This is a genomic window from Klebsiella sp. GW_Kp181, from assembly GCF_040062315.1.
Classification (GTDB): Bacteria; Pseudomonadota; Gammaproteobacteria; order Enterobacterales; family Enterobacteriaceae; genus Klebsiella; species Klebsiella oxytoca.
Genome location: NZ_JBEAFR010000054.1, coordinates 96,155 through 119,497, shown reverse-complemented (window position 1 = coordinate 119,497; position 23,343 = coordinate 96,155). Strand labels below are relative to the sequence as shown.

22 protein-coding genes are annotated in these 23,343 nt (G+C 58.4%); 7 read left to right on the top strand and 15 right to left on the bottom strand.

Annotation, left to right across the window (positions count from 1 at the left end):
• From puuC to puuD, 3 genes are all read right to left on the bottom strand, one after another.
• A complete protein-coding gene (puuC, locus tag ABLV11_RS12705; protein WP_016807390.1) occupies positions 1–1,488 on the bottom strand; it encodes an aldehyde dehydrogenase PuuC in 1,488 nt (495 codons plus the stop codon).
• 238 nt (positions 1,489–1,726) lie between these two features.
• Positions 1,727–2,284: an HTH-type transcriptional regulator PuuR gene (gene puuR, locus ABLV11_RS12700; RefSeq protein WP_004100955.1), complete on the bottom strand. Its 558-nt coding sequence runs from the start codon at positions 2,282–2,284 to the stop codon at positions 1,727–1,729.
• A 25-nt stretch (positions 2,285–2,309) separates the two neighbouring features.
• Entirely contained in the window at positions 2,310–3,062 is a 753-nt protein-coding gene (gene puuD, locus ABLV11_RS12695) for a gamma-glutamyl-gamma-aminobutyrate hydrolase (protein ID WP_160887670.1), read from the bottom strand.
• 224 nt (positions 3,063–3,286) lie between these two features.
• Between puuD and puuA the strand changes: the two genes are divergently transcribed.
• Both puuA and ABLV11_RS12685 read left to right on the top strand, forming a co-directional pair.
• The gene (gene puuA, locus ABLV11_RS12690) at positions 3,287–4,705 is read left to right on the top strand and encodes a glutamate-putrescine ligase (protein ID WP_004112067.1); all 1,419 of its coding nucleotides are present in this window, start codon (positions 3,287–3,289) and stop codon (positions 4,703–4,705) included.
• 352 nt (positions 4,706–5,057) lie between these two features.
• Positions 5,058–6,449 (top strand): APC family permease, encoded by a 1,392-nt coding sequence (locus ABLV11_RS12685; RefSeq protein ID WP_004100961.1) that lies wholly within the window; start codon positions 5,058–5,060, stop codon positions 6,447–6,449.
• A 122-nt stretch (positions 6,450–6,571) separates the two neighbouring features.
• Here the strand turns inward: ABLV11_RS12685 and ABLV11_RS12680 are convergent, their stop codons facing one another.
• Positions 6,572–6,694, bottom strand: coding sequence for a small membrane protein (locus ABLV11_RS12680; protein WP_004100963.1), 123 nt, complete (start codon positions 6,692–6,694; stop codon positions 6,572–6,574).
• 273 nt (positions 6,695–6,967) lie between these two features.
• Between ABLV11_RS12680 and ABLV11_RS12675 the strand changes: the two genes are divergently transcribed.
• On the top strand, positions 6,968–7,192 hold the full coding sequence (locus ABLV11_RS12675) for a hypothetical protein (RefSeq protein ID WP_004112069.1): 225 nt from the start codon (positions 6,968–6,970) through the stop codon (positions 7,190–7,192).
• 137 nt (positions 7,193–7,329) lie between these two features.
• Positions 7,330–8,577 (top strand): bifunctional glucose-1-phosphatase/inositol phosphatase, encoded by a 1,248-nt coding sequence (agp, locus tag ABLV11_RS12670; RefSeq protein WP_004100966.1) that lies wholly within the window; start codon positions 7,330–7,332, stop codon positions 8,575–8,577.
• Positions 8,578–8,716: 139 nt separating this feature from the next.
• Here agp and ABLV11_RS12665 read toward each other — a convergent pair whose 3' ends face one another.
• The gene (locus ABLV11_RS12665) at positions 8,717–8,944 is read right to left on the bottom strand and encodes a YccJ family protein (RefSeq protein WP_004100967.1); all 228 of its coding nucleotides are present in this window, start codon (positions 8,942–8,944) and stop codon (positions 8,717–8,719) included.
• Positions 8,945–8,964: 20 nt separating this feature from the next.
• Positions 8,965–9,561 carry an NAD(P)H:quinone oxidoreductase gene (gene wrbA / locus ABLV11_RS12660; protein WP_004100968.1) on the bottom strand — a complete coding sequence of 199 codons (597 nt, stop codon included), beginning with the start codon at positions 9,559–9,561 and terminating at the stop codon, positions 8,965–8,967.
• Between the two features lie 374 nt (positions 9,562–9,935).
• On the opposite strand from wrbA, the gene ABLV11_RS12655 reads away from it, so the two are divergent.
• Positions 9,936–10,109: a general stress protein gene (locus ABLV11_RS12655; protein ID WP_004100969.1), complete on the top strand. Its 174-nt coding sequence runs from the start codon at positions 9,936–9,938 to the stop codon at positions 10,107–10,109.
• Positions 10,110–10,349: 240 nt separating this feature from the next.
• On the opposite strand, the gene rutG is transcribed toward ABLV11_RS12655, so the two are convergent.
• The 7 genes from rutG to rutA are packed head-to-tail and all read right to left on the bottom strand — an operon-like array spanning position 10,350 to position 15,771.
• The gene (gene rutG / locus ABLV11_RS12650) at positions 10,350–11,672 is read right to left on the bottom strand and encodes a pyrimidine utilization transport protein G (RefSeq protein WP_348855327.1); all 1,323 of its coding nucleotides are present in this window, start codon (positions 11,670–11,672) and stop codon (positions 10,350–10,352) included.
• Between the two features lie 21 nt (positions 11,673–11,693).
• Positions 11,694–12,188 (bottom strand): NADH-dependent FMN reductase RutF, encoded by a 495-nt coding sequence (rutF, locus tag ABLV11_RS12645; protein ID WP_004100971.1) that lies wholly within the window; start codon positions 12,186–12,188, stop codon positions 11,694–11,696.
• A 9-nt stretch (positions 12,189–12,197) separates the two neighbouring features.
• Complete coding sequence (locus ABLV11_RS12640; RefSeq protein ID WP_004112075.1) at positions 12,198–12,788, bottom strand: malonic semialdehyde reductase; 591 nt, start codon at positions 12,786–12,788, stop codon at positions 12,198–12,200.
• Entirely contained in the window at positions 12,785–13,588 is an 804-nt protein-coding gene (gene rutD / locus ABLV11_RS12635; protein ID WP_064373044.1) for a pyrimidine utilization protein D, read from the bottom strand. The genes ABLV11_RS12640 and rutD overlap by 4 nt, the downstream gene beginning before the upstream one ends.
• Entirely contained in the window at positions 13,585–13,977 is a 393-nt protein-coding gene (rutC, locus tag ABLV11_RS12630) for a pyrimidine utilization protein C (protein WP_004112085.1), read from the bottom strand. The genes rutD and rutC overlap by 4 nt, the downstream gene beginning before the upstream one ends.
• Positions 13,970–14,680 carry a pyrimidine utilization protein B gene (rutB, locus tag ABLV11_RS12625; protein ID WP_004100975.1) on the bottom strand — a complete coding sequence of 237 codons (711 nt, stop codon included), beginning with the start codon at positions 14,678–14,680 and terminating at the stop codon, positions 13,970–13,972. Before rutB ends, rutC begins: the two co-directional genes overlap by 8 nt.
• The gene (gene rutA, locus ABLV11_RS12620; RefSeq protein ID WP_004100980.1) at positions 14,680–15,771 is read right to left on the bottom strand and encodes a pyrimidine utilization protein A; all 1,092 of its coding nucleotides are present in this window, start codon (positions 15,769–15,771) and stop codon (positions 14,680–14,682) included. Before rutA ends, rutB begins: the two co-directional genes overlap by 1 nt.
• Positions 15,772–16,055: 284 nt before the next feature.
• Here rutA and rutR point away from each other — a divergent pair, with 284 nt between their 5' ends.
• Positions 16,056–16,694 carry an HTH-type transcriptional regulator RutR gene (rutR, locus tag ABLV11_RS12615; RefSeq protein WP_004100981.1) on the top strand — a complete coding sequence of 213 codons (639 nt, stop codon included), beginning with the start codon at positions 16,056–16,058 and terminating at the stop codon, positions 16,692–16,694.
• Here rutR and ABLV11_RS12610 read toward each other — a convergent pair.
• Positions 16,691–17,086, bottom strand: coding sequence for a lysozyme inhibitor LprI family protein (locus ABLV11_RS12610; protein ID WP_004100983.1), 396 nt, complete (start codon positions 17,084–17,086; stop codon positions 16,691–16,693). The genes rutR and ABLV11_RS12610 overlap by 4 nt on opposite strands.
• Before the next feature lie 194 nt (positions 17,087–17,280).
• The gene (gene putA, locus ABLV11_RS12605) at positions 17,281–21,243 is read right to left on the bottom strand and encodes a trifunctional transcriptional regulator/proline dehydrogenase/L-glutamate gamma-semialdehyde dehydrogenase (protein WP_348855325.1); all 3,963 of its coding nucleotides are present in this window, start codon (positions 21,241–21,243) and stop codon (positions 17,281–17,283) included.
• A 556-nt stretch (positions 21,244–21,799) separates the two neighbouring features.
• Here putA and putP point away from each other — a divergent pair.
• On the top strand, positions 21,800–23,308 hold the full coding sequence (gene putP / locus ABLV11_RS12600; RefSeq protein WP_004100988.1) for a sodium/proline symporter PutP: 1,509 nt from the start codon (positions 21,800–21,802) through the stop codon (positions 23,306–23,308).
• Positions 23,309–23,343 lie beyond the last annotated feature (35 nt).

The window sequence follows — 23,343 nt, the reverse complement described above, 5'->3', positions numbered from 1 at the left end:
TTAAGACTCCAGGGCAATCCAGATAGTTTTCAGTTCAGTGAATTTTTCCAGCGCATGCAGCGACTTATCGCGTCCGTTGCCGCTCTGCTTATAGCCGCCGAACGGCACGGTCATATCGCCATCGTTGTAGTTGTTTACAAAGACGGAGCCGGCTTTCAGACGGCGGCTGATGCGGTGCGCGCGGGAGAGATCGCGGGTCCAGACCGCCGCGCCGAGGCCATAGCGGCTGTCGTTGGCCAGCGCCAGCGCCTGCTCTTCGGTTTTAAAACGGGTGACCACCAGCACCGGGCCGAAGATCTCCTCCTGGCTGAGCGCGGAGGCGGGATCGACGTCAACGAAAATGGTCGGGCCAACCGCCGCGGGCCACGGATTTTTGCGTCCATCCAGCAGCAGCGTGCTATGCGCTTCGCCGGCGCGAATAAAGCTGTGGACGCTATCGGCGTGGCTGTTGTCGATCAGCATGCCCATGGCGGTATTCGGGTCGAGCGGATTGCCCGGCTGCCAGCCTTTGGCCTGCTCTTTAAGGAGATCGAGAAACCTGTCGGCAATGCTCTCCTCAAGCAGCAGGCGGGTTCCGGCGATACAGACCTGGCCCTGGTTGTAAAAAATACCGCCGGCGGTAGCGTTAACCGCTTTTTGCAGATCCGGACAGTCGGCAAAAACGATATTGGCGCTTTTACCGCCCGCCTCCAGCCAGACGCGTTTCATATTGCTGTCGCCTGCGTCCTTCAGCAGCTGTTTACCCGTGCGGGTAGAACCGGTAAAGGTAATCACTTCGACGTCAGGATGCCGCGCCAGCGCCTGGCCGGCTTCATGGCCGAAACCGCTCACTACGTTGAACACGCCGTCCGGCAGTCCGGCCTCTTTCGCTAAGCCCGCGAGTCGCAGGGCGCTGAGTGGGGATTTTTCCGACGGTTTGAGCACTACGCTATTACCTGACGCCAGCGCCGGGCCAAGTTTCCAGCAGGCCAGCAGCAGCGGAAAATTCCACGGCACCACCGCCGCAATCACGCCAATCGGTTCGCGGACGATCATGGCCAGTTCGTTGCCGCCGGTAGGGGCAACTTCGCCGTAGACTTTATCGATAGCTTCGGCATACCAGCGAATCGCGCGGGCGGCGCCGGGGATATCGTCGCGCAGGCTGTGACGGATCGGTTTGCCGGTGTCCAGGGTTTCCAGCAGCGCCAGCTCTTCGCAATGGGCCTCCATCAGGTCGGCAAACTTATTCAGGACCGCTTTACGCTGGGCAGGAGAGGCCTGCGACCAGTCGCCGCGCTCGAATGCGCTGCGGGCGGCCTGGACCGCGCGATCGACATCGGCCTTTTTGCCGCGCGCGACTTCGGCGAGCGTTTGCTGGGCGGCAGGGTCGATGGTGGCAAACACGCTGTTATCGGCGGCGGCGCTGTATTCGCCATTAATAAATAACCGCGTTTCAATCGCGATGTTCTTTGCTTTTTCTTGCCAGTAAGCCAGGTTGTGAAAATCCATCATGACTCCTTAATGACATAATCGGAAAAAAAGTGGTGATTTCAGACCCTCAGGGCGCAGGGCGTCCCCGGGGTTGAGTACCGTTTAAATTGCCCATTAACAGGCTTGAATTATCCGGGGCCAGCGGAAAACGTTTTTCCGCATTGCGCAAGGTGAACTGCGTTATCTTCGCGCCGCCGGAATTCACCCCGGGCGGCGCAGGCCTGAAGAAAACCTGAGAAAGGCTCAGGCTAATAAATCAGAAGGTGGTGGGAGTATGGGCGCTGATAATTCGGCAGATACCTGCCGAAGTGTTGCTGAAGCTATGCGGTATGCCGGTGTTAATGGCATAACTTTGCCCAGCCACCAGGTGATACGCCTGACCGTTAATGGTCAACACGACTTCACCCTCCAGTATGGTGCCTATCTCTTCACCCTGATGCTTGATCCTCTCCCCGGTTGTGGTTCCAGGCTGGTACGTTTCAAATATCATCGCCAGCGTGCGGTTCGGATTGCCATTGTGAACCAGCTTCATCGATACCCCCTGGCTGCCGATTTCAATCAGATCGTCCTGATTGATAACCACCTGCGGTTCAGCCGGTTTTTCTGGTTCAGAAAAGAATTCCGAGAGCGACAGCCCGTAGACTTTCAGCAGCTTTTGCAGCGTGCTGATGGCAGGACTGACTTTGTCCTGTTCTATGGTGCTGATGGCACTATGTGTTAACCCAGACAGTTCGGCGGCACGACGCTGTGAGAGACCCAGCTGTTGGCGGATCGCTGACAAACGTTTCCCTGGCGCCAGTCCGTCATCGCTCATATTTGCATTTCCTTAACGGTAGTGGTCAGAGTCGCTGTTTTTCAGCGATATAGTTCTGACAGGCGGTGATAAAACCTTCAAACAACATTCGCGACAGGGCGTATTCGCTACTGTTCCATTCAGGATGCCACTGCACGCCGAGGGCGAAAGGATGGTCGTTAACGCTGACCGCTTCCGCTAGCCCGTCCGGAGAACGCGCTTCCACGCGCAGCCGTGGACCCGTCGTTTTTGCTCCCTGCCCGTGTAACGAGTTTACCCAAAACGTGTTGCAGCCCGGTATTAACTGAGAAAGTAATCCTCCCTCCTGAACCTGAACTTCATGCGAGGGCGCGTATTGCTGCTCGACGGGAAGTTCGGGGTCTTCGCGGTGCTCAAGAAGCTCAGGCTGCTCGAACAGACGACGATACAGAGTCCCGCCGGTGGCGACAACCAGTTCCTGTAGTCCACGGCAGATGGCGAAAATGGGGATGCGCCTTTCGAGCGCGGCGTTAATCAGCGCCATGCTCAGAAGATCACGCCCGGGATCGGCGTCAGGCTCATCGCCGTTTTCACCATAAAGGTGCGGCTGTACGTTGCTCGGGCTACCGGGCAGATAAATGCCGTCCAGTTTCGGCAGTAGCGTAGCAAGCAGTTCCGGCTCGGCCAGCGCGTGCGGCAGGGCAATCGGTACGCCGCCGGCGTGAACAATCGCGTTCAGGTACTTCTCTTGCAGAGTCTGGGTCTGGTGACCCTTAAGCCTGTTTCGGCACATCACTACGCCAATAACTGGCTTGTACATTATATTTTCCATGATCGCCCTCACAAAGTGGACTAAATTATGACCGGGTTAGCGGGTAAAACGGCCATTTCGTTCAATATTTTCTCAATCTAGCAGTGGATATTGCCCTTTGCAAACTTAATTTAACATTTGACAAACAATTTGTTTGCATACACATTCGAAGGGTGGACATTATATTTAACAGTGCAATTCAGGGTCCGAAACTACAACAACGGCGGTGAATCATGGAAACCAATATCGTAGAAGTTGAGAATTTTGTTCAGCAGTCGGAAGAGAGACGGGTCAGCGCATTCACCTGGGAAGTGAAGCGCTACCTTGAGCGTTACCCCAATACGCAATACGTTGATGTGCTGTTAACCGATCTGAACGGCTGCTTCCGCGGTAAGCGGATCCCGGTCTCCAGCCTGAACAAGCTGGAGAAGGGCTGCTATTTCCCGGCTTCGGTATTTGCCATGGATATTCTCGGCAACGTGGTGGAAGAGGCGGGGCTCGGCCAGGAGATGGGCGAACCGGATCGCACCTGCGTGCCGGTGCTGGGGACCTTAACCCCGTCCGCGGCGGACCCGGAATACATTGGTCAGGTTCTGCTGACCATGGTTGATGAAGATGGCGCTCCCTTTGACGTTGAGCCGCGGAACGTTCTGAACCGCCTCTGGCAGCAGCTGCGCCAGCGCGGGCTGTTCCCCGTGGTAGCGGTAGAGCTGGAGTTCTATTTACTTGACCGCAAGCGCGACGCGGAAGGCTACCTGCAGCCGCCTTGCGCGCCCGGAACCGGCGATCGCAATACCCAAAGCCAGGTTTACTCCGTCGATAACCTCAACCATTTTGCCGACGTGCTTAACGATATCGATGAGATCGCCCAGCTCCAGCTGATCCCCGCCGACGGCGCGGTGGCGGAAGCTTCTCCCGGCCAGTTTGAAATCAACCTCCACCATACCGATAACGTACTCGATGCCTGCGATGATGCGCTGGCGTTAAAACGTCTCGTGCGTTTAATGGCGGAGAAGCATAAGATGCACGCCACTTTTATGGCGAAACCCTATGAAGAGCACGCCGGTAGCGGGATGCATATCCACATCAGCATGCAGAACAACAAAGGCGAGAACGTGCTGGCTGACGCCGACGGTGAAGATTCCGCGATGTTAAAACGCGCGCTCGCCGGGATGATCGATCTGATGCCGGCGTCGATGGCGCTGCTGGCGCCGAACGTGAACTCGTATCGCCGTTTCCAGCCGGGAATGTATGTGCCGACCCAGGCGTCGTGGGGGCATAACAACCGGACGGTGGCGCTGCGCATTCCATGCGGCGATCGGCACAACCATCGCGTCGAATATCGGGTGGCCGGGGCGGATGCCAACCCGTACCTGGTGATGGCGGCGATTTTTGCCGGCATCCTCCACGGGCTGGATAATCCGCTGCCGTTACAGGAAGAGGTGGAAGGCAACGGCCTTGAGCAGGAGGGGCTGCCGTTCCCGATTCGCCAGAGCGATGCGCTGTGGGAGTTTATGCAAAACGACCACCTGCGCGAGCGGCTTGGCGAACGCTTCTGCCACGTTTATCACGCCTGTAAAAATGACGAATTACTGCAATTTGAGCGTCTGATCACAGAGACTGAAATTGAGTGGATGTTGAAAAACGCCTGATTTTCGCCCCGCAAGGGGCGCTTTAGCATTATCACGAGTAGCATCATACGGCCTGAGCGGAGCCTGGTCGGACGTTTTTGCTGGGAGCCCAGCCATTCCCGGATGCCGCGTTAAGGAGCGCAGGCGGCAACGGGGCTTCAGTTAACGACACAGTGTGTAACGAGGTAGGAAATGATGCAGATGTTTAAATATCCGCAGGGAGAAGGGGGCCGTCATGGCCGCATGGAATGCGCCGCTACCGCCGCTCGTCGGTTCTTTTTACCTTTTGATTTGCCATTAACCCCGTTGCGAAGCAGGTTGGTTTCCCGGTCTCTACGACCGCAAGCCCAGGCGTGCAGCGGGGGAAATGGCCATGGCTATTAATCCCTCTCTCGACAACGCCTCCGGGGCGGGGAAACCGCGCCTGCGCAAATCCCTCAAGCTGTGGCAGGTGGTGATGATGGGCCTCGCCTATCTGACGCCGATGACGGTTTTTGATACTTTCGGCATTGTTTCCGGCATCAGCAACGGCCACGTTCCGGCATCCTATCTGCTGGCGCTGGCCGGCGTGCTGTTTACCGCCATCAGCTACGGCAAGCTGGTGCGCCAGTTTCCCCAGGCGGGCTCAGCCTACACCTATGCGCAGAAATCGATCAGCCCGCACGTCGGCTTTATGGTGGGCTGGTCGTCGCTGCTGGATTATCTGTTCCTGCCGATGATCAACGTGCTGCTGGCGAAGATTTATCTTTCCGCGCTGTTTCCGGACGTGCCGCCCTGGGTATGGGTGGTGACCTTTGTCGCGATTCTGACGGCGGCGAATCTGAAAAGCGTCAATCTGGTGGCGAACTTCAACACCCTGTTCGTGCTGGTGCAGATCTCGATTATGGTGGTCTTTATCGTGCTGGTGGTGCAGGGGCTGCATAAAGGGGAAGGGGTGGGCACCGTCTGGTCGCTGCAGCCTTTTATCAGCCAGAATGCGCACCTGATCCCGATTATTACCGGGGCGACGATCGTCTGCTTTTCATTCCTCGGCTTCGATGCGGTGACTACGCTTTCCGAAGAGACGCCGGACGCCGCGCGGGTAATCCCGAAGGCGATCTTTCTGACCGCGGTCTATGGCGGAGTGATTTTCATTGCCGCTTCGTTCTTTATGCAGCTCTTTTTCCCCGATATCAGCCGTTTTAAAGATCCGGATGCGGCGCTGCCGGAGATTGCTCTCTACGTCGGCGGCAAGCTGTTCCAGTCGATCTTCCTGTGCACGACGTTTGTGAATACGCTGGCCTCCGGCCTGGCGTCGCACGCCAGCGTTTCACGACTGCTGTACGTCATGGGCCGCGATAACGTTTTCCCGGAGCGTATTTTTGGCTACGTCCATCCGAAGTGGCGTACCCCAGCGCTCAACGTGATCATGGTGGGGATTGTCGCGCTGTCGGCGCTGTTCTTTGACCTGGTTACCGCCACGGCGCTGATTAATTTTGGCGCGCTGGTAGCATTCACCTTCGTTAATCTATCGGTGTTCAACCACTTCTGGCGGCGTAAAGGCTTTAACAAAACGTGGAAGGATCGCTTTCACTATCTGCTGCTCCCGATGGTCGGCGCGCTGACGGTGGGGGTGCTGTGGATTAATCTGGAAGCGACATCCCTGACGCTCGGTCTGATATGGGCGGGGCTGGGGTTACTCTATCTGACTTACCTGACCCGCCGTTTCCGTAAACCGCCGCCGCAGTTTGACGGCGCTAAAGCGGAGCAGGCCTGGGAATCGTAACCATTTTTTACGCCGACACAAAGGCAGGCGAAAGCGCCTGCCTTCTTTTTTGTCATTCTCGTTTGAAATCAGGCGGTCGGTAAGAAATAGCAGGGGCAAAAGGTAAGAATAGTAAGGATGAATTATTTCTTTTTCTTATGAGTTGGCAGTTGCGCGGAGCGCCGATCTTTGACGTAGGAGACCAGGCTGTAGACCGCGACTCCCAGCAAAACCACCGCGACGATAAAGAGCAGGATACCTGACATAGATTAACCTAATGTTATGTTTAACATGGAGAAAAAATACCGTGATATCGGGATAATAGCATCGGGATATTTCTTAAAGATGACCCGATGAGTCGGACGAGAATAGACAGCCAGCCGAGCAATGAAATTATTATTTACATGAATAAATGTGAAGAGTAAAGCTCGACGGTGATGAAAAAATGAACGGAGTAACACTCGTTTAAGCGAATTTACAGACCACGGCCCGGCAGGCTGCTACCCTTGGCCCGCTTAAATAGGGGGCGAGAGTAATCAATGGTGAATAAGCATATCGTCGGGCTGGCTGGGCTGCTGCTGATGGCGACGTCAGCAAGCAGCCTGGCCGATTCCGGCCATCAATCTATCCATGAACGCGTTGTCGAACGGATTTTAAAACCCTGCGAAGGAAAAAAAGCCGGAGATAAAGTGGTCATCGTTGACCATCACGGCGGCGAGCATGAGGCTATCTGCACTCTGGCGGCAGTACCGCTGCCGCAGTAATCCTGTTCACTGATTTTGCGACCCTCGGTCATCGCGGAAAGCGTATTTCTTTCCGTACTTTGCGAGCCATTGCCCGGAAAAATGTCATAAATTTGTCACAATCAAGGCGATGATAATCACTGACTGAGGATGAAGGGATGAGAAAAAGTCTACTCGCCGCCGCTGTGGCCGGCGCTGTTTTACTGTCCGCTGGCGTTCAGGCGCAGGAACCGGCCGCACCGGAAGGGTACCAGCTTCAGCAGGTGCTGATCATGAGCCGCCATAACCTGCGCGCGCCGTTGGCGAACAACGGCAGCGTGCTGGAGCAATCCACGCCAAAGTCCTGGCCAGAGTGGGATGTCCCCGGTGGACAGCTGACCACCAAGGGCGGAGTGCTGGAAGTCTACATGGGGCACTATATGCGCGAATGGCTGGCGCAGCAGGGAGTGGTGACCAGCGGCGAATGCCCGCCGGAGAACGCGGTCTACGCCTATGCCAATAGCCTGCAGCGTACCGTCGCCACCGCGCAGTTCTTTATCACCGGCGCGTTCCCCGGCTGCGGCGTGACCGTACATCATCAGGAAAAAATGGGCACCATGGACCCGACGTTTAATCCGGTGATCACCGATGATTCCGCCGCCTTCAGCGAAAAGGCCGTACAGGCGATGGAGAAAGAGCGGCAGGGGATGCAGCTGAGCGAAAGCTATAAGCTGCTGGAGGAGATGACAGACTACCGTAACTCCCCGTCCTGCAAAGAGAAGCAGCAGTGCTCGCTGAGCGACGCGAAAGATACCTTTAGCGCCAAATATCAGCAGGAGCCGGGCGTTTCCGGGCCGCTTAAAGTCGGCAACTCGCTGGTTGACGCCTTTACGCTGCAATATTATGAAGGTTTCCCGAAAGACCAGGTGGCGTGGGGTGAAATTAACAGCGATAAGCAGTGGCAGGTGCTGTCGAAGCTGAAAAACGGCTATCAGGACAGTCTGTTTACTTCGCCAGAAGTGGCGCGCAACGTGGCCAAACCGCTGGTGAAATATATTGATAACGTTCTGGTAGGGGACGCGGCGAAGTCGGCGAAAGTGACGCTGCTGGTGGGGCACGACTCTAATATCGCCTCGCTGCTGACGGCGCTGGATTTTAAACCTTATCAGCTGCACAACCAGTACGAACGTACGCCCATCGGCGGCAAGCTGGTGTTCCAGCGCTGGCATGATAAGAGCGGCAATCGTGATTTGATGAAGATCGAGTATCTGTACCAAAGCACCGAGCAGTTGCGTAATGCCGATGCGCTGACCCTGCAATCGCCGCCGCAGCGGGTAACGCTGGCGCTGAACGGTTGTCCTGTGGATGACAACGGCTTCTGCCCAATGGATACCTTTAAAAAGGCGATGGCCGAGGCGACAAAGTAGCAGAGCATAAAAAACCCGGAGCAATCCGGGTCTTGCTGCCGATGTTTAGCCGGGTGTTGTCGCCTGGACTGGCGCAACGCGCCGCCTCCGGGAAGCTCATGCAATAACTCCCGGAGGCGGTACTGCGTACCTGTCCGGGCTACACGTTCTTGCGTTCGATGGTTTGTTCGCCCCAGAACAGCGAGTCTTTGTCCGTTTTGGCGAAGGCGCGGGGCAGGACTTCATCGCTGCCTTCTTCCCAGATTTTCTCCGCCAGCTTTTCATCATAATTGGCGAGTTCAAAAATTGCCTCGGCAATTTCAGGAGACGTATTGCGCAGACTTGCCCATTCACCCACGCGGTGGGCCTTTGCTTCTTGATTCGGCATGCTTTTCCTCCTGCTGAAGATTAACCGTGTAATTTAACTGCCAGACCTGCAACGTGTTGACCCTGATAGCGGGCAATGGCCAATTCTTCTTCACTTGGCTGACGCGATCCGTCGCCGCCGGCAATGGTGGTGGCGCCGTAAGGCGTGCCGCCGCGAACCTGCGAGACATCAAACAGCTCCTGAGCGCCGTAGCCAATCGGCACAATGATCATCCCGTGGTGGGCAAGGGTGGTCCAGGTGGAGGTGATGGTCTGTTCCTGACCGCCGCCGGTACCGGTTGAGCTGAATACGCTGGCCAGTTTGCCGTACAGCGCGCCGGATGCCCACAGACCGCCAGTTTGATCGAGGAAGGTGCGCATCTGCCCGGACATGTTGCCGAAGCGGGTAGGGGTACCAAAGATGATGGCATCGTACTCAGCCAGCTCCTGCGGTGTGGCAACGGGGGCGTTTTGTGTTTTCCCGCCTGCTTTGGCAAAAACCTCTGCCTGCATGGTTTCCGGCACGCGCTTCACGACCACTTCCACGCCATCGACTTTGTTAGCCCCTTCGGCGACGGCATGCGCCATGGTCTCGATGTGTCCGTACATTGAATAATAAAGCACCAGAATCTTAGCCATTTGCATCACTCCTCGGTTGCGTTATGCGCCAGCCAGACGACTGGCTACCTTTAAAGATAAGATCTCTGGCGAAGAGTGCAAATGTAACAATCATTTGTTTGATTTATAACAAAAATGCAAAAAATAGCGGCTGTTGCAAAAAGATACATCTTTGGCGGCGCTATTTTAGGCTGTCATAAGAGTTGCTTAGCGCAGAATGTGCGCCATAGCGGCGGTTGTTATCAGAAATCTATTTCAGGATATGACTATCTCCCTACAGCCGCTTCTGCATTCGCTAACCTTAACAGTACGCGATCGGAAAATGGGATCGCGGAGGCTAAGGCCTTTTGTTTCACCTAATGCAGCATGATGTCTAACCTAAATGGAGGTCAGTAATGGCAAACCATCGTGGCGGTACCGGCAACTTTGCTGAAGACCGTGAAAGAGCATCAGAAGCAGGTCGTAAAGGTGGCCAGCATAGCGGGGGGAACTTTAAAAACGATCCTCAGCGCGCTTCCGAAGCTGGTAAAAAAGGGGGAAAAAACAGTCACGGCAGCCGCGATAGCTAGCGCCGTCCTGATTGTCTGCCGATAGGGGTTAATCTCCAGAGCAAACCCCATCGCCCTCGCCGCCGACGTGTAGTCGGCGGTTTTTTTTATCCCGATGCATGCAGATGCCGCTAAGCGGAAGTAGCCCCCGGCCTGCGGCTAATGCCTTAGCCGGGCTACGGGTTGGCGCTGTTTTGTCGCCCCGGTAAGCGCAGCGCGACCGGGGATTGCCCGGTACGGGTCTGCTGGCGTTGCACGCTTTCATACCGGGGTGACGTTGGTTTGCCCGGCCTCACGCGGACGGCGGTTAAGTAGAGCGTGGAGCAGAATCGCGCCGAAGGTGGCCGTGCCGATCCCGCCGAGGGTAAAGCCACCGAGCGAAAGCGCAAAATCGCCCGCCCCCAGCACCAGCGTCACTGCCACCATAATCAGATTCGCATTCTGGCTCAGATCCACCCGATTCTGTACCCAAATTCGCGCGCCCGCGACGGCAATCAGGCCAAACACCACGATCGATGCGCCGCCGATCACCGGTCCCGGAATGGTATGGATCAGCGCGCCGAATTTCGGTGAAAACCCAAGCAGCATCGCAATCAGCGCCGCCGCGACGAACACCAGCGTCGAGTACACTTTGGTGACCGCCATCACGCCGATATTCTCCGCATAGGTGGTCACGCCGCTGCCGCCAACCGAGCCGGAGAGCATCGTTGCCAGCCCGTCGCCGACGAACGCGCGGCCCATATACGGGTCCATATTGCGCCCGGTCATCCCGGCAACCGCCTTCAGGTGGCCGAGATTTTCCGCCACCAGAATTACCGCCACCGGAGCGATCAGCATCATTGCCTGGCCGTCAAAGGTCGGGGCGGTCAGCTGCGGCAAACCGAACCACGCCGCCTGCGCAAGCAGGCTAAAATCCAGCGGCTTGCCCAGCCCGAGGCCGTTGGCCAGCAGCGCGTAGAGGGCGCAGGCGATAATCAGCCCGACGAGGATCAGCAGCCGCTGCAGCATCCCGCGGGTAAACACTGCCACCAGGCCGATGCAGAGCACGGTCAGCACCGCCATCCAGCCGTCGAACGGCGTCGCTGATAGGCTGCGAACCGCAATGGGGGCCAGATTAAGACCAATCGCCATCACCACCGCGCCGGTGACCACTGGCGGCATCAGCCGCTCAATCCAGCGGGTACCGAGTTTCATCACTACCAGACCAATCAGGGTATACACCAGTCCGCAGAGGATAATTCCGCCCAACGCGACGCTAAGGTGCGGGTTAAGCCCCTGGCCGTTGAAGCCGGTGACGGCGATGACCACGCCGACAAAGGCGGCGCTGGAACCAAGGTAGCTCGGCACGCGCCCGCCGGTGACCAAAAAGAACAGCAGGGTGCCGACGCCGGACATCAGGATCGACAGATTAGGATCTAACCCCATCAGGATTGGCATCAGAACGGTTGCGCCAAACATCGCCACCGCGTGCTGAACGCCCATCACCACAGTTTGCCCGACCGACAGCCGTTCATCGGGGGCCACGACGCCGGACGCGGCGGAGGGGGAGGTTAACTGCCAGCGAGGAAAATCGAAGAGAGCCATGATGAGATCCTGGGTTTAGGGTTAACAGGCTGGACGCATCAGCGTGTGGTAGCCGCGATCGAACCACATCAGTCCACGCGGTTCCGGATGGCGAACAATCGCCGCCACTTCGCAAAACAGAATGTCGTGCGTCCCGACGCTGACGATCTGGCTGATGCGGCAGTCGAAGCTGACCAGCGCTGCCTCCAGACGCGGGCAGCCGGTCGCGCCGGTTTGCCAGTCGGCGGCGGCGAAGCGCTCCGCCATCGGCGTTTTACCGCCGAAAAGGTTCGAGAGTCCTTCCTGACCGGCCGCCAGGGTATTAACGCACAGCGCCTGATGCTGGCTGAAGATCGGCCATACTGAGGCTGAACGATTCAGGCAGACCAGCAGCGTGGGCGGCGCGTCGGTGACGCTGCAAACCGCGCTGGCGGTAAATCCTGCGCGGCCTGCGGGACCATCGGTGGTGATAATGTTCACCGCCGCCCCGACGTGGGCCATGGCGTCGCGAAAGCTTTGTTTATCGGCAAGAGACATGCGGGCTCCTTATACCAGCTGGCAGGCATCATCAAAGGACAGACGCGGCAGGCGCGCGTACAGTTTACCGGGATCGCCGTAGCCGATATTAATCAGCAGGTTGCTTTTCCAGGCGCCGTCGGCAAAAAACGCCGCATCGACTTTTTCGCGGTCAAAACCCGACATCGGACCGGTATCCAGGCCCAGCGCGCGGCAGGCGAAAATCAGGTATGCCGCCTGCAATGAGCTGTTGCGAAAGGCGGTCTCCTCCGCCATTTGCGAACTGGAGGTAAACCAGCTGCGGGCGTCGCCGTGGGGGAACAGCTCTGGCAGCCGGTCATAGAACGCGCGGTCCCAGGCGACAATAGCGGTGACCGGCGCCTGCAGGGTCTTCGCGATGTTGCCGCTCGACAGGGCCGGGCGCAGCTTCTCTTTACCTTCCGGGGTGCGGACGAAAACGAAGCGCGCCGGGGAGCAGTTGGCGGAGGTCGGCCCCATTTTCAGCAAGTCGTAGAGTTCGCGCAGCTGCGCGTCGCTGACCGGCTTATCCAGCCAGCCGTTGTGGGTTCGGGCCTCGGTGAACAGCGCGGCGCAGGCGGCCGGGCTAATAGCTTCGCTCATAGGTTCTCCTGGGGTACGGGCAGCATCGCGGCCAGCCCGTCGCATAAAATAGGGTTAAAGGTGGCGCTATCGGTGACGTTGCAGGCGTGGCCGCCCCAGGCCATTTCCACCAGCTGGCTGTCGGGGATTGCCGCCTGCAGCAGGCGGGAGCAGGAGGCCGGGACCAGCAGATCGTCAGCGGCGCTGATAACCAGCGTCGGGCAGACGATGGCTGCCGCCCGGCGCGAAAAGTCGGCCTGCTTGAGGGCATTCAGCCTTTTCAGCAGATTCTCTTTGCCCTGGAAATGGCTGATGGCGAGCGCGTCTTCGGCCTCCAGACGCGGCAGGCGAGAAGCCATCCACTCCGCCGGATAGAGGAACAGCGGCTGCGCTTCTACCCACGCCTGCGCGCCACCCGCGTGCAGCAGGCGCTCGCGGACCAGGAAGCAGCGGCGGGTATGCGGGGAGAGCGTCAGCCAGCCGTTCACCAGTACCAGGGCGCTTATCGCTTCGGGATGGTCCAGCGCGAGCTGCAGGCCAATCAGCGCCCCCAGGGCGTGGCCGATCAGCGCAAAGCGCCCAATACCCGCCTCCAGCAGCGCCGCGTAGAGCTCCTGCGCCATCTGCGCCATGCTATAGCTGGCGGGCAACGGGCCGCCGTTTTCGCCGGTGCCGTTGTGGTCATAGCTCACCAGCTGGTAGTGCGCTTCCAGCGCCGAACGCTGCGGCAGCCAGTAGCCGCCCGCGCCGCCGAGCCCGGCGCTCAGAACCACCACCGGCGCGCCGGGATAAGGCGCCGGGGAGATATTCAGCTTCATCATGCCGGTTTCCCGATATGGGCGACGGTGGCGATCTCCACCAGCGCTTCGGGCTTCACCAGCCCGCACTGAATGCAGAAACGCGCCGGTTTGTCGCCGGGGAAGAACTCCGCGTAGACTTCGTTAATCGCGGCGTAGTTTTTCCAGTCGGTGATAAAGATGCTGTTGAAGGTCACATCCGCCATACTGCCCCCCGCCGTCTCGATAACGCTCCTGATGGTTTCCAGCACGTGGCGGGTTTGCGCCTTTGGGTCGCCGATGTAAACCACGTTATTTTGCTTATCGAACGGCAGGGTGCCGGAGACGTAAACCACGCCGTCGGCCAGCGTGCCGGGAACAAACGGTGCGATAGGCGCGGAGGTGCCTGGCGGAATAATCACCTGTTTAGGCATAACGTTTCTCCTCGGTAAATGCGTGCGGCGCGGCGGGCTCAAGGGCATTACAGAAGCTGGCGACATCGCTGACCCAGCCAAAGAAGGTTTCGATATTAAACAGCGCCGCCTGCTGGGCAAACGCCGGACCGGCCTGGTGCGTAGCGTCCTCCAGCACGATGCCGAAATATTCGAGGAAAAAGCCGTCGCGCAGGGTTGATTCCACGCAGACGTTGGTGGCGATGCCGGTAAACACCAGATGGCGGATGCCGCGGCTGCGCAGGATGCTGTCGAGCGCGGTATTAAAGAAGCCGCTGTAGCGCGGTTTCGGCAGCACGATATCGCCGGGCTGCGGCTTAAGCTGATCGACCAGCTGATAGTCCCAGCCGCCTTTCGCCAGCAGCTTGCCCTGCAGCTCCGGGTTCTGGCGCATGGTTTTCAGCGCGTTGGATTTATGAAAATTGGGCGAACCGGGGCCGCCGGCCTCCACGTACTGGTCATCCCAGCCGTTCTGAAACCAGATAACCAGCATCCCGGCGGCGCGCGCGGCGGCCACGGCGAGGTTGATATTGTCGATAACCGGTCGGGTGGTGGAAACATCAAAGCCGGCGAGGTCGAGATAGCCGCCCTGGCTGGCGTAGGCGTTCTGCATATCGACGACGATCAGCGCGCTTTGCAGCGGCGCGAAGGTCAGGGATTCCGGGCGAGCGGGCAGGGTAATCATCAGGCAACCTCTTGAGTCATGGTGGCAATATGGTCGCGGCAGCGCATCAGCGGCTGAATGCGCTGTCCAAAGGCTTCGATACCGATAAGGAAATCATCAAACGTCAGCAGCACGCCGTCGGTGCCGGGAACCGCCGCCACCTCGTCGAGCATTCGGGCGACATTGGCGTAGGAGCCCACAAGAGTGCCCATGTTGATATTGACCGCCGAGGTGGGATCGGCCATCTGGCGCACATTGGTGTCGCTGCCGGAACGGGTGTCTTTCTGGCTCTGTTCGGTCAGCCACGCCAGCGCCTCGTCATCCGCGCCGGCTTTGTAATGCTCCCATTTGGCCCGGGCTGCCTCGTCGGTTTCGTCGGCAATCACCATAAACAGGACGTAGGAGCCGACGTCGCGGCCGGTTTTTTCCGCCGCCTGCATCATCCGGGCGGCGGTGGGGGCAAAGGCGGCAGGGGTGTTCACGCCTTTACCGAAGCAGAAGTTATAGTCAGCGTGTTGGGCGGAGAACGCCATACCGGCATCGCTTTGCCCGGCGCAGATGACCTTCATCGGCTGCGACGGCTGCGGGCTGACCCGGCAGTCATTCATGGTGAAGTAGTCGCCTTTGAAGTCGCTGCGCCCGGTTCCCCACAGGTCGCGCAGGACCTGGACATATTCGGTGAGGTAGTCATAGCGGCTGGCAAAATAGTCATCGCCCGGCCAGATGCCCATCTGCTCGTACTCCGGCTTTTGCCAGCCGGTGACCAGATTGACGCCAAAGCGGCCGCCGGAGATAGAGTCAATGGTTGAGGCCATGCGAGCGACGATCGCCGGGGGCAAGGTCAGGGTGGCGGCGGTGGCGTAGATCTGGATGCGTGAAGTCACGGCGGCCAGTCCGGCCATCAGGGTGAAAGACTCCAGATTATGATCCCAGAATTCGGTTTTGCCGCCGAAGCCGCGCAGTTTGATCATCGATAGCGCGAAATCGAAGCCGTAGTGTTCGGCTTTTTGCACGATAGCCTTATTGAGCTCAAACGTCGGCATGTACTGGGGAGCATGGGTGGAAATCAGCCAGCCGTTATTACCAATCGGAACGAAGACACCAATTTTCATACCTACCTCTCTGCATGTCGTTGAACAAGAAGGCGCGGCGCTGCATCCTGCATCTCCCTCAATCACCTCGCCTGAAAGATAAAGCAAAGGCGATGCCAGTTTTACAAAGGCTAATGTTATTAATGTGTTGCGTTATGGTTGCTGAAAATGGCAGCAATAAAAGTGGACTGAATGGTCAAAATCGGTGCACGAAAAAGCCGCAGTCGTGCGCAATCGGGGTGCACAGAGTCGTGCCGGCGCTGGGCTTTTGCTATGCTGATGGCGGGAAATGAAGGAGATAATGCATGGCACAGGGCGGCGTGAAAAAGATCGGCAAACGTTCACAGGCGGTGAGCGCAAAAAAAGAGGCTATTCTGGCCGCCGCGCTGGACGCGTTCTCGCAGTATGGCATTCACGGCACGCGGCTTGAGCAGGTTGCCGAGCTGGCCGGGGTGTCGAAAACCAATTTGCTCTATTACTACCCCTCGAAAGAAGCACTGTATATCGCGGTGCTGCAGCAGATCCTGGCTATCTGGCTGGCGCCGCTCAAGGCGTTTCGTGAAGACATCAGTCCGCTGGTGGCCATCGGCGAATATATTCGCCTTAAGCTGGAGGTTTCCCGCGATCACCCGCAGGCGTCAAAGCTGTTTTGTCTGGAGATGCTGCAAGGTGCGCCGCTGCTGATGGGCGAGCTGACCGGCGATCTGAAAGCGTTGGTAGATGAGAAGTCGGCGATTATTTCCGGCTGGGTTGAGAGCGGCAGGCTGGCGCCCGTCGACCCGCAGCATCTGATCTTTATGATCTGGGCGACTACGCAGCATTACGCCGATTTCGCCACTCAGGTTGAGGCGGTAACCGGCGCGACGCTGCGCGATGAGGCGTTTTTTCAGCAAACCGTCGATAACGTCCAGCGGATGATTATCGAAGGGATTCGGGTGCGTTAATTGGCGGGCGGCAGCGGGCAGCTCTGATCGCCATCCTCGCACTGCAGCAGCGAAGCGAGATACGACTCGCGCTCGACGGTTTTATCGGACATGCACTGGTTGATCAGCATCGGCTGTACGCTGCCGCCTTCTGCGCCGGAGGCGAGGAATTGACAGTCGGCGTCGCGCAGGGCAATCCACGTCAGCTGCGCTTTTTTCAGCAGTTCCTGCTGTTTTTCAGAGGCGCGCTTCAGCGCTTCCTGATACGTTTCATTTAATTTTTTGTCGTCAGCCTGGTACTGCTCGGCGGTGCACTGGTTCATTTCCGTTTGATTGCTGGCGTTGCTACATTCGTCCGCCAGCGCATGGGTGCTTGCCAGCAGCGCGGCAAAAGCGAGTAAAGTGCGTTTCATTGGTCAACTCCCATAAAAAAAGCTCCCGTCCGGGAGCCTTAATTAACCACAGCCTGCGTCTGGTGTCATTAGCTGACGTTGTGCCGTCTGCTTTCCCGGGGGCGGCGCGGAGCGCCTTGCCCGGGCGACCGGTCTACAGCCGTCTGCGATCCGGTAGGCCGGACAGATGCGCAGCATCGCCGCCGGGAAACGGTTTAGCCAATCGTCATCAGGCTGGCGTTGCCGCCGGCTGCGGCGGTATTGACGCTGAGCGAACGTTCAATATAGAGCCGCTCCAGCAGCAGATTGCTCTCGCCGCGGGCGAAGCCCTGCACCGAAACAATCGCGCCATCGCGCGCCGCTACCTGTTCACACAGCTCACGCAGCTGATCGGAATCGCCGTGGTAGATAACCGCATCGAAAGGCTCGCTCGCCAGGGTTTCCGCTTTGGCAAAGTGGATCCGTTCGCTGACTTCGCGCGGCAGCTTTTTCGCCAGCTCGCGCTGCAGAGGCGCGTCAGGCCACAGCACTTCGCACCCCACGGCGGTCACGCCCGCCAGTTGGGTGAGCGCGTCCTGCTCGTTATCGGCGACGCACAGCACGCGGTCGCGCGGCATAAAGGTCAGGGTGTTGCGCTCACCGGTTGGGCCCGGAAGCAGACGCTGGGTACCGGCCTGCGCCTGTTCGCTGAACTGTTGGCACAGGGCCTGCAGTTCCGGGCGGTCTTTAGCCCACTGCTGTAACGCGAGCAGCGGTTTCTCCAGCAGCGTTTTCAACTGCGCGTCCAGCGGGTACTCCGCATCCTGGCGGGCGAGGGTGATCCCGACTGCGTTCTGCGGCCGGCTGGAGAGCAGTCGGTACAGATACAGCGGGCCGCCGGCTTTTGGACCCGTACCCGACAGGCCCTCGCCGCCGAACGGCTGCACGCCGACCACGGCGCCAACCATATTACGGTTGACGTACAGGTTGCCGACGTTGGCGTTGCCGGTGACCTGCGCGATGGTTTCGTCGATACGGGTATGCACGCCCAGGGTCAGGCCATAACCCGAGGCGTTGATCTGCTCAACCAGCCCGTCCAGCTCGTTGCGGTTATAGCGCACCACGTGGAGCACCGGGCCGAAGACCTCTTTTTTCAGCTCGTCGAAGCTGTCGAGTTCGATCAGCGTCGGTGGAACGAAAGTACCGCTGGTCCACTCGCGCGAATCTTCACTGGTTTCGCGCACCGCCTGGAAGACTTTGCGCCCTTTGGCGCGCAGCGTCTGAATATGGCGCTCAATGTTCTCTTTGGCTTCGGCGTCAATAACCGGCCCGATATCGGTGGTCAGGCGGCCCGGATTGCCCATCCGGCACTCGGCCATCGCGCCGCGCAGCATCGTCAGCGTATGGTCGGCGACATCATCCTGCAGGCAGAGCACGCGCAGCGCAGAGCAGCGCTGTCCCGCGCTGTCGAACGCCGAGGCAAGAACGTCGATCACCACCTGTTCGGTCAGGGCGGAAGAGTCAACGATCATCGCGTTCATGCCGCCGGTTTCGGCGATGAGCGGCGTCGGGCGACCCTGAGCATCCAGGCGGCTGGCGATATTGCGCTGCAGTAGGGTGGCGACTTCGGTTGAGCCGGTGAACATCACGCCGCGAACGCGCTCGTCGGAAGTCAGCGCCGCACCGACGGTTTCTCCGCGGCCCGGCAGCAGTTGAATAACCCCCGGCGGTACGCCCGCTTCCAGCAGGATAGCGACGCCCTGAGCGGCGATCAGCGGCGTCTGTTCCGCGGGTTTCGCCAGAACGGTGTTGCCGGCCGCCAGCGCGGCGGCAATTTGGCCGGTAAAGATTGCCAGCGGGAAGTTCCACGGGCTGATACACACTACCGGGCCGAGCGGACGATGGGTTTCGTTATCAAAATCCGCGCGCACCTGGCCTGCGTAATAGTGCAGGAAATCCACCGCTTCACGCACTTCGGCAATGGCATTGCTGAAGGTTTTTCCCGCCTCGCGCACCAGGATACCCATCAGCGTTGGCATCTGGCCTTCCATCAGTACCGCAGCGCGTTCGAGGATCGCCGCGCGCTCCTGCGGCGGGGTGGCGAACCAGATCGGCGCGTTGTTGACCGCGCTGGTCAGCGCCAGCTGAACTTCAGCCTCGCTGGCTTCGCGCACGTGGCCGACGATATCTTTTGGCTCCGCCGGGTTGATGACTGGCTGCATTTCGCCTTCGGCAACCGGCTGTTCCAGCATCGGCAGCGCCTGCCATTTATGCAGCGCGCTGTTTAAGAGCGAGGAAGAGAGGGAGGCCAGGCGATGCTCGTTGGCCAGATCCAGACCGGCTGAGTTACTGCGCCCCTTGCCGTAGAGATCGCGCGGCAGCGGGATTTTCGGATGCGGCAGGCCAACCTGACCTTCCTGCTGGGCCAGTTTTTCCACGGCGGCGACCGGGTCAGCAACCAGCTCATCCAGCGGCAGGGTGCTGTCGGCGATGCGGTTCACGAACGAGGTGTTAGCGCCGTTTTCCAGCAGGCGACGCACAAGGTAGGCCAGCAGCGTTTCGTGGGTGCCCACCGGCGCATAAATACGGCAGGGACGGTTGAGTTTGCCATCGGCGACTTTGCCGGTCACCTGCTCATACAGCGGTTCGCCCATGCCGTGCAGGCACTGGAACTCATACTGACCGGGGTAGTAGTTTTGTCCGGCGAGCTGATAAATCGCTGCCAGGGTGTGGGCGTTATGCGTTGCGAACTGCGGATAGATCAGGTTCGGCACCGCCAGCAGCTTTTTCGCGCAGGCCAGATAGGAGACATCGGTATAAACCTTGCGGGTATAGACCGGATAGCCTTCGAGCCCGTCCATCTGCGCGCGTTTGATTTCGCTATCCCAGTAGGCGCCTTTTACCAGACGAATCATCAGGCGGCGACGGCTGCGGGTAGCCAGGTCGATCAGGTAGTCAATGACAAACGGGCAGCGTTTCTGATAGGCCTGGATCACAAAGCCAATCCCGTTCCAGCCCGCCAGCTCCGGCTCAAAGCAGAGTTTTTCCAGCAGATCGAGTGAGATCTCCAGGCGATCGGCCTCTTCGGCGTCAATGTTGATACCGATATCGTACTGGCGCGCCAGCAGGGTTAGCGATTTCAGGCGCGGGTAAAGCTCATCCATCGCGCGATCGTACTGGGCGCGGCTATAGCGCGGATGCAGCGCGGAGAGTTTAATCGAAATGCCCGGCCCTTCATAAATACCCCGGCCGTTCGAGGCTTTGCCTATGGCATGAATAGCCTGCTGATAGGAAACCATATAGGCCTGGGCATCGTCGGCGGTCAGCGCTGCTTCGCCCAGCATATCGTAGGAGTAGCGGAAGCCTTTGTCTTCCAGTTTGCGGGCATTGGCCAGCGCTTCGGCGATGGTTTCGCCGGTGACGAACTGCTCGCCCATCAGGCGCATCGCCATATCGACGCCTTTACGAATCAGCGGTTCGCCGCTCTTGCCGATAATACGGTTCAGCGAACGCGACAGGCTGGTTTCGTTATGGGTCGAGACCAGCTTGCCGGTAAACAGTAGCCCCCAGGTGGCGGCATTGACGAACAGCGAGGGGCTGCGGCCGATATGCGATTGCCAGTTGCCGTTGCTGATTTTGTCGCGGATCAGGGCATCGCGGGTGGCTTTGTCGGGAATGCGCAGCAGCGCCTCCGCCAGGCACATCAGGGCCACGCCTTCCTGCGACGAGAGCGAGAACTCCTGCAGCAGGCTCTGCACCATTCCTGCGCGGCCGCTGGCGGTTTTCTGGTTGCGCAGCTTCTCCGCCAGCTGATATGCCAGCTTGTGGGCCTGCTCGCCGAGATTCTGCGGCAGGCGAGCCTGCTCCAGCAGCATCGGCACGGCGTCGGTTTCGGCCCAACGCCAGGCGGCGGTAATTGACGCGCGGGAGACGGACTGCGGCAGGATCTGCTCAGCGAATTCGAGGAACGGCTGCCAGGGCTCATCGCCCGGACTGCCCGTTTCATCGCTTTCGTTAGCCGCGCCGGAAAGTAACGCCGGTAGCTCAGGTAGCGTCTCGTCGTTTTCCAGCTTTTCCAGATAATTGAAAATGGCCTGCTTAATCAGCCAGTGCGGCGTACGGTCAATACGGCTCGCCGCGGATTTAATACGTTCGCGCGTCGCGTCGTCAAGTTTTACACCCATGGTGGTGGTGCCCATGTCAGGAACTCCTGTTATTGGTCATTCGCTTTATCCTTCAACCCGCCTCTTTATTGGCTGCATTAGCGCGCTACGGCCACACGGTTAACGATGTCGCCGGATGCTGATAAATTTGCCGCCCGGACGCCGAGTGATTGATTTGGCGAAGTTCGCTTCTGTGCAGTGATGAGGTTGCGTAGAAATATCTACCATGTTGCAACTTTGTGCAACCTTGTTAATTGAGAATTGTGCTGCAGGCCTGAAATTGCCGTAATTGTTAAATTGAATGGCGTTAATAGCAGCTATTCATTCCCTTTATATTTGGGGTTTTATCTGCGTGACTTAACACTTTTACGTGGTGCAACCGATAAAAACGTGAGAGAGTGCAACCTATTACAAAATGAAGTTTGGTCCCCGATGCATTTAGTGTAAATGCTGTGTTAAATCATTTGTGAAAAAACAAAGCTTCCGTCAGGATACGGTCGCCCAATACAACCAATAGGCCATTGCCCCGTTCCGGTAGTGGATAAAACGACAAATCTGGACGCTGTCGACAAAAAATTCTGGAGATTTTTACATGGCTATTAGCACACCCATGTTGGTGACTTTTATTGTTTATATTTTTGGCATGGTACTCATCGGTTTTATTGCCTGGCGTTCGACAAAGAACTTTGATGATTATATTCTCGGCGGCCGCAGCCTTGGCCCATTCGTCACCGCGCTCTCCGCCGGCGCTTCAGATATGAGCGGTTGGCTGCTGATGGGGCTGCCCGGCGCAATATTTATCTCCGGGATTTCCGAAAGCTGGATTGCCATTGGCCTGACGCTAGGCGCATGGATTAACTGGAAGCTGGTGGCGGGGCGTTTGCGGGTACACACCGAGGTGAATAATAACGCGCTGACGCTGCCGGATTATTTCACCGGCCGTTTTGAAGATAAAAGCCGGGTGCTGCGAATTATCTCGGCGCTGGTGATTCTGTTATTTTTCACCATCTATTGCGCATCCGGTATTGTGGCCGGAGCGCGTCTGTTTGAAAGCACCTTTGGCATGAGCTACGAAACCGCGCTGTGGGCCGGTGCGGCGGCAACCATTATTTATACCTTCGTCGGCGGTTTTCTTGCGGTGAGCTGGACCGATACCGTCCAGGCCAGCCTGATGATATTTGCCCTGATCCTGACGCCGGTCATGGTGATTATTTCGGTCGGCGGCTTTGGCGAATCGCTGGAAGTTATCAAGCAAAAGAGCATTGAGAACGTTGATATGCTGAAAGGGCTGAACTTCGTGGCGATTATTTCGCTGATGGGCTGGGGGCTGGGCTATTTTGGCCAGCCGCATATCCTGGCGCGCTTTATGGCGGCGGACTCGCACCATAGCATCGTACACGCCCGTCGTATCAGCATGACCTGGATGATCCTCTGCCTGGCGGGGGCCGTAGCCGTTGGCTTCTTCGGCATCGCTTACTTCAACAACAACCCGGGCGTGGCGGGCGCAGTTAATCAGAACGCTGAACGCGTCTTTATCGAACTGGCGCAGATTCTGTTCAACCCGTGGATTGCCGGGATTCTGCTGTCGGCGATCCTGGCGGCGGTCATGTCGACCCTGAGCTGCCAGCTGCTGGTTTGCTCAAGCGCCATCACCGAAGATCTGTATAAAGCGTTTTTGCGTAAAAATGCCGGTCAGCAGGAGCTGGTATGGGTTGGCCGCTTTATGGTGCTGGCCGTGGCGCTGGTCTCCATTGCCCTTGCAGCGAACCCGGAGAACCGCGTGCTGGGGCTGGTGAGCTACGCCTGGGCCGGCTTCGGCGCTGCGTTTGGTCCGGTGGTGCTGTTCTCGGTGATGTGGTCGCGAATGACGCGTAACGGCGCGCTGGCCGGGATGATCATCGGCGCCGTCACGGTGATTGTCTGGAAACAGTTCGCCTGGCTGGGCCTGTATGAAATTATCCCGGGCTTTATTTTCGGTAGCATCGGAATTGTGGTCTTCAGCCTGCTGGGTAAAGCGCCTTCCGCAGAGATGCAAAAACGCTTTGCCGAAGCGGACGCCCATTACCACTCCGCGCCGCCGGTGCGCGCGACCGCCGAGTAATGCTCTGTCGCATCATCAAGCCCGTATCATGCGGG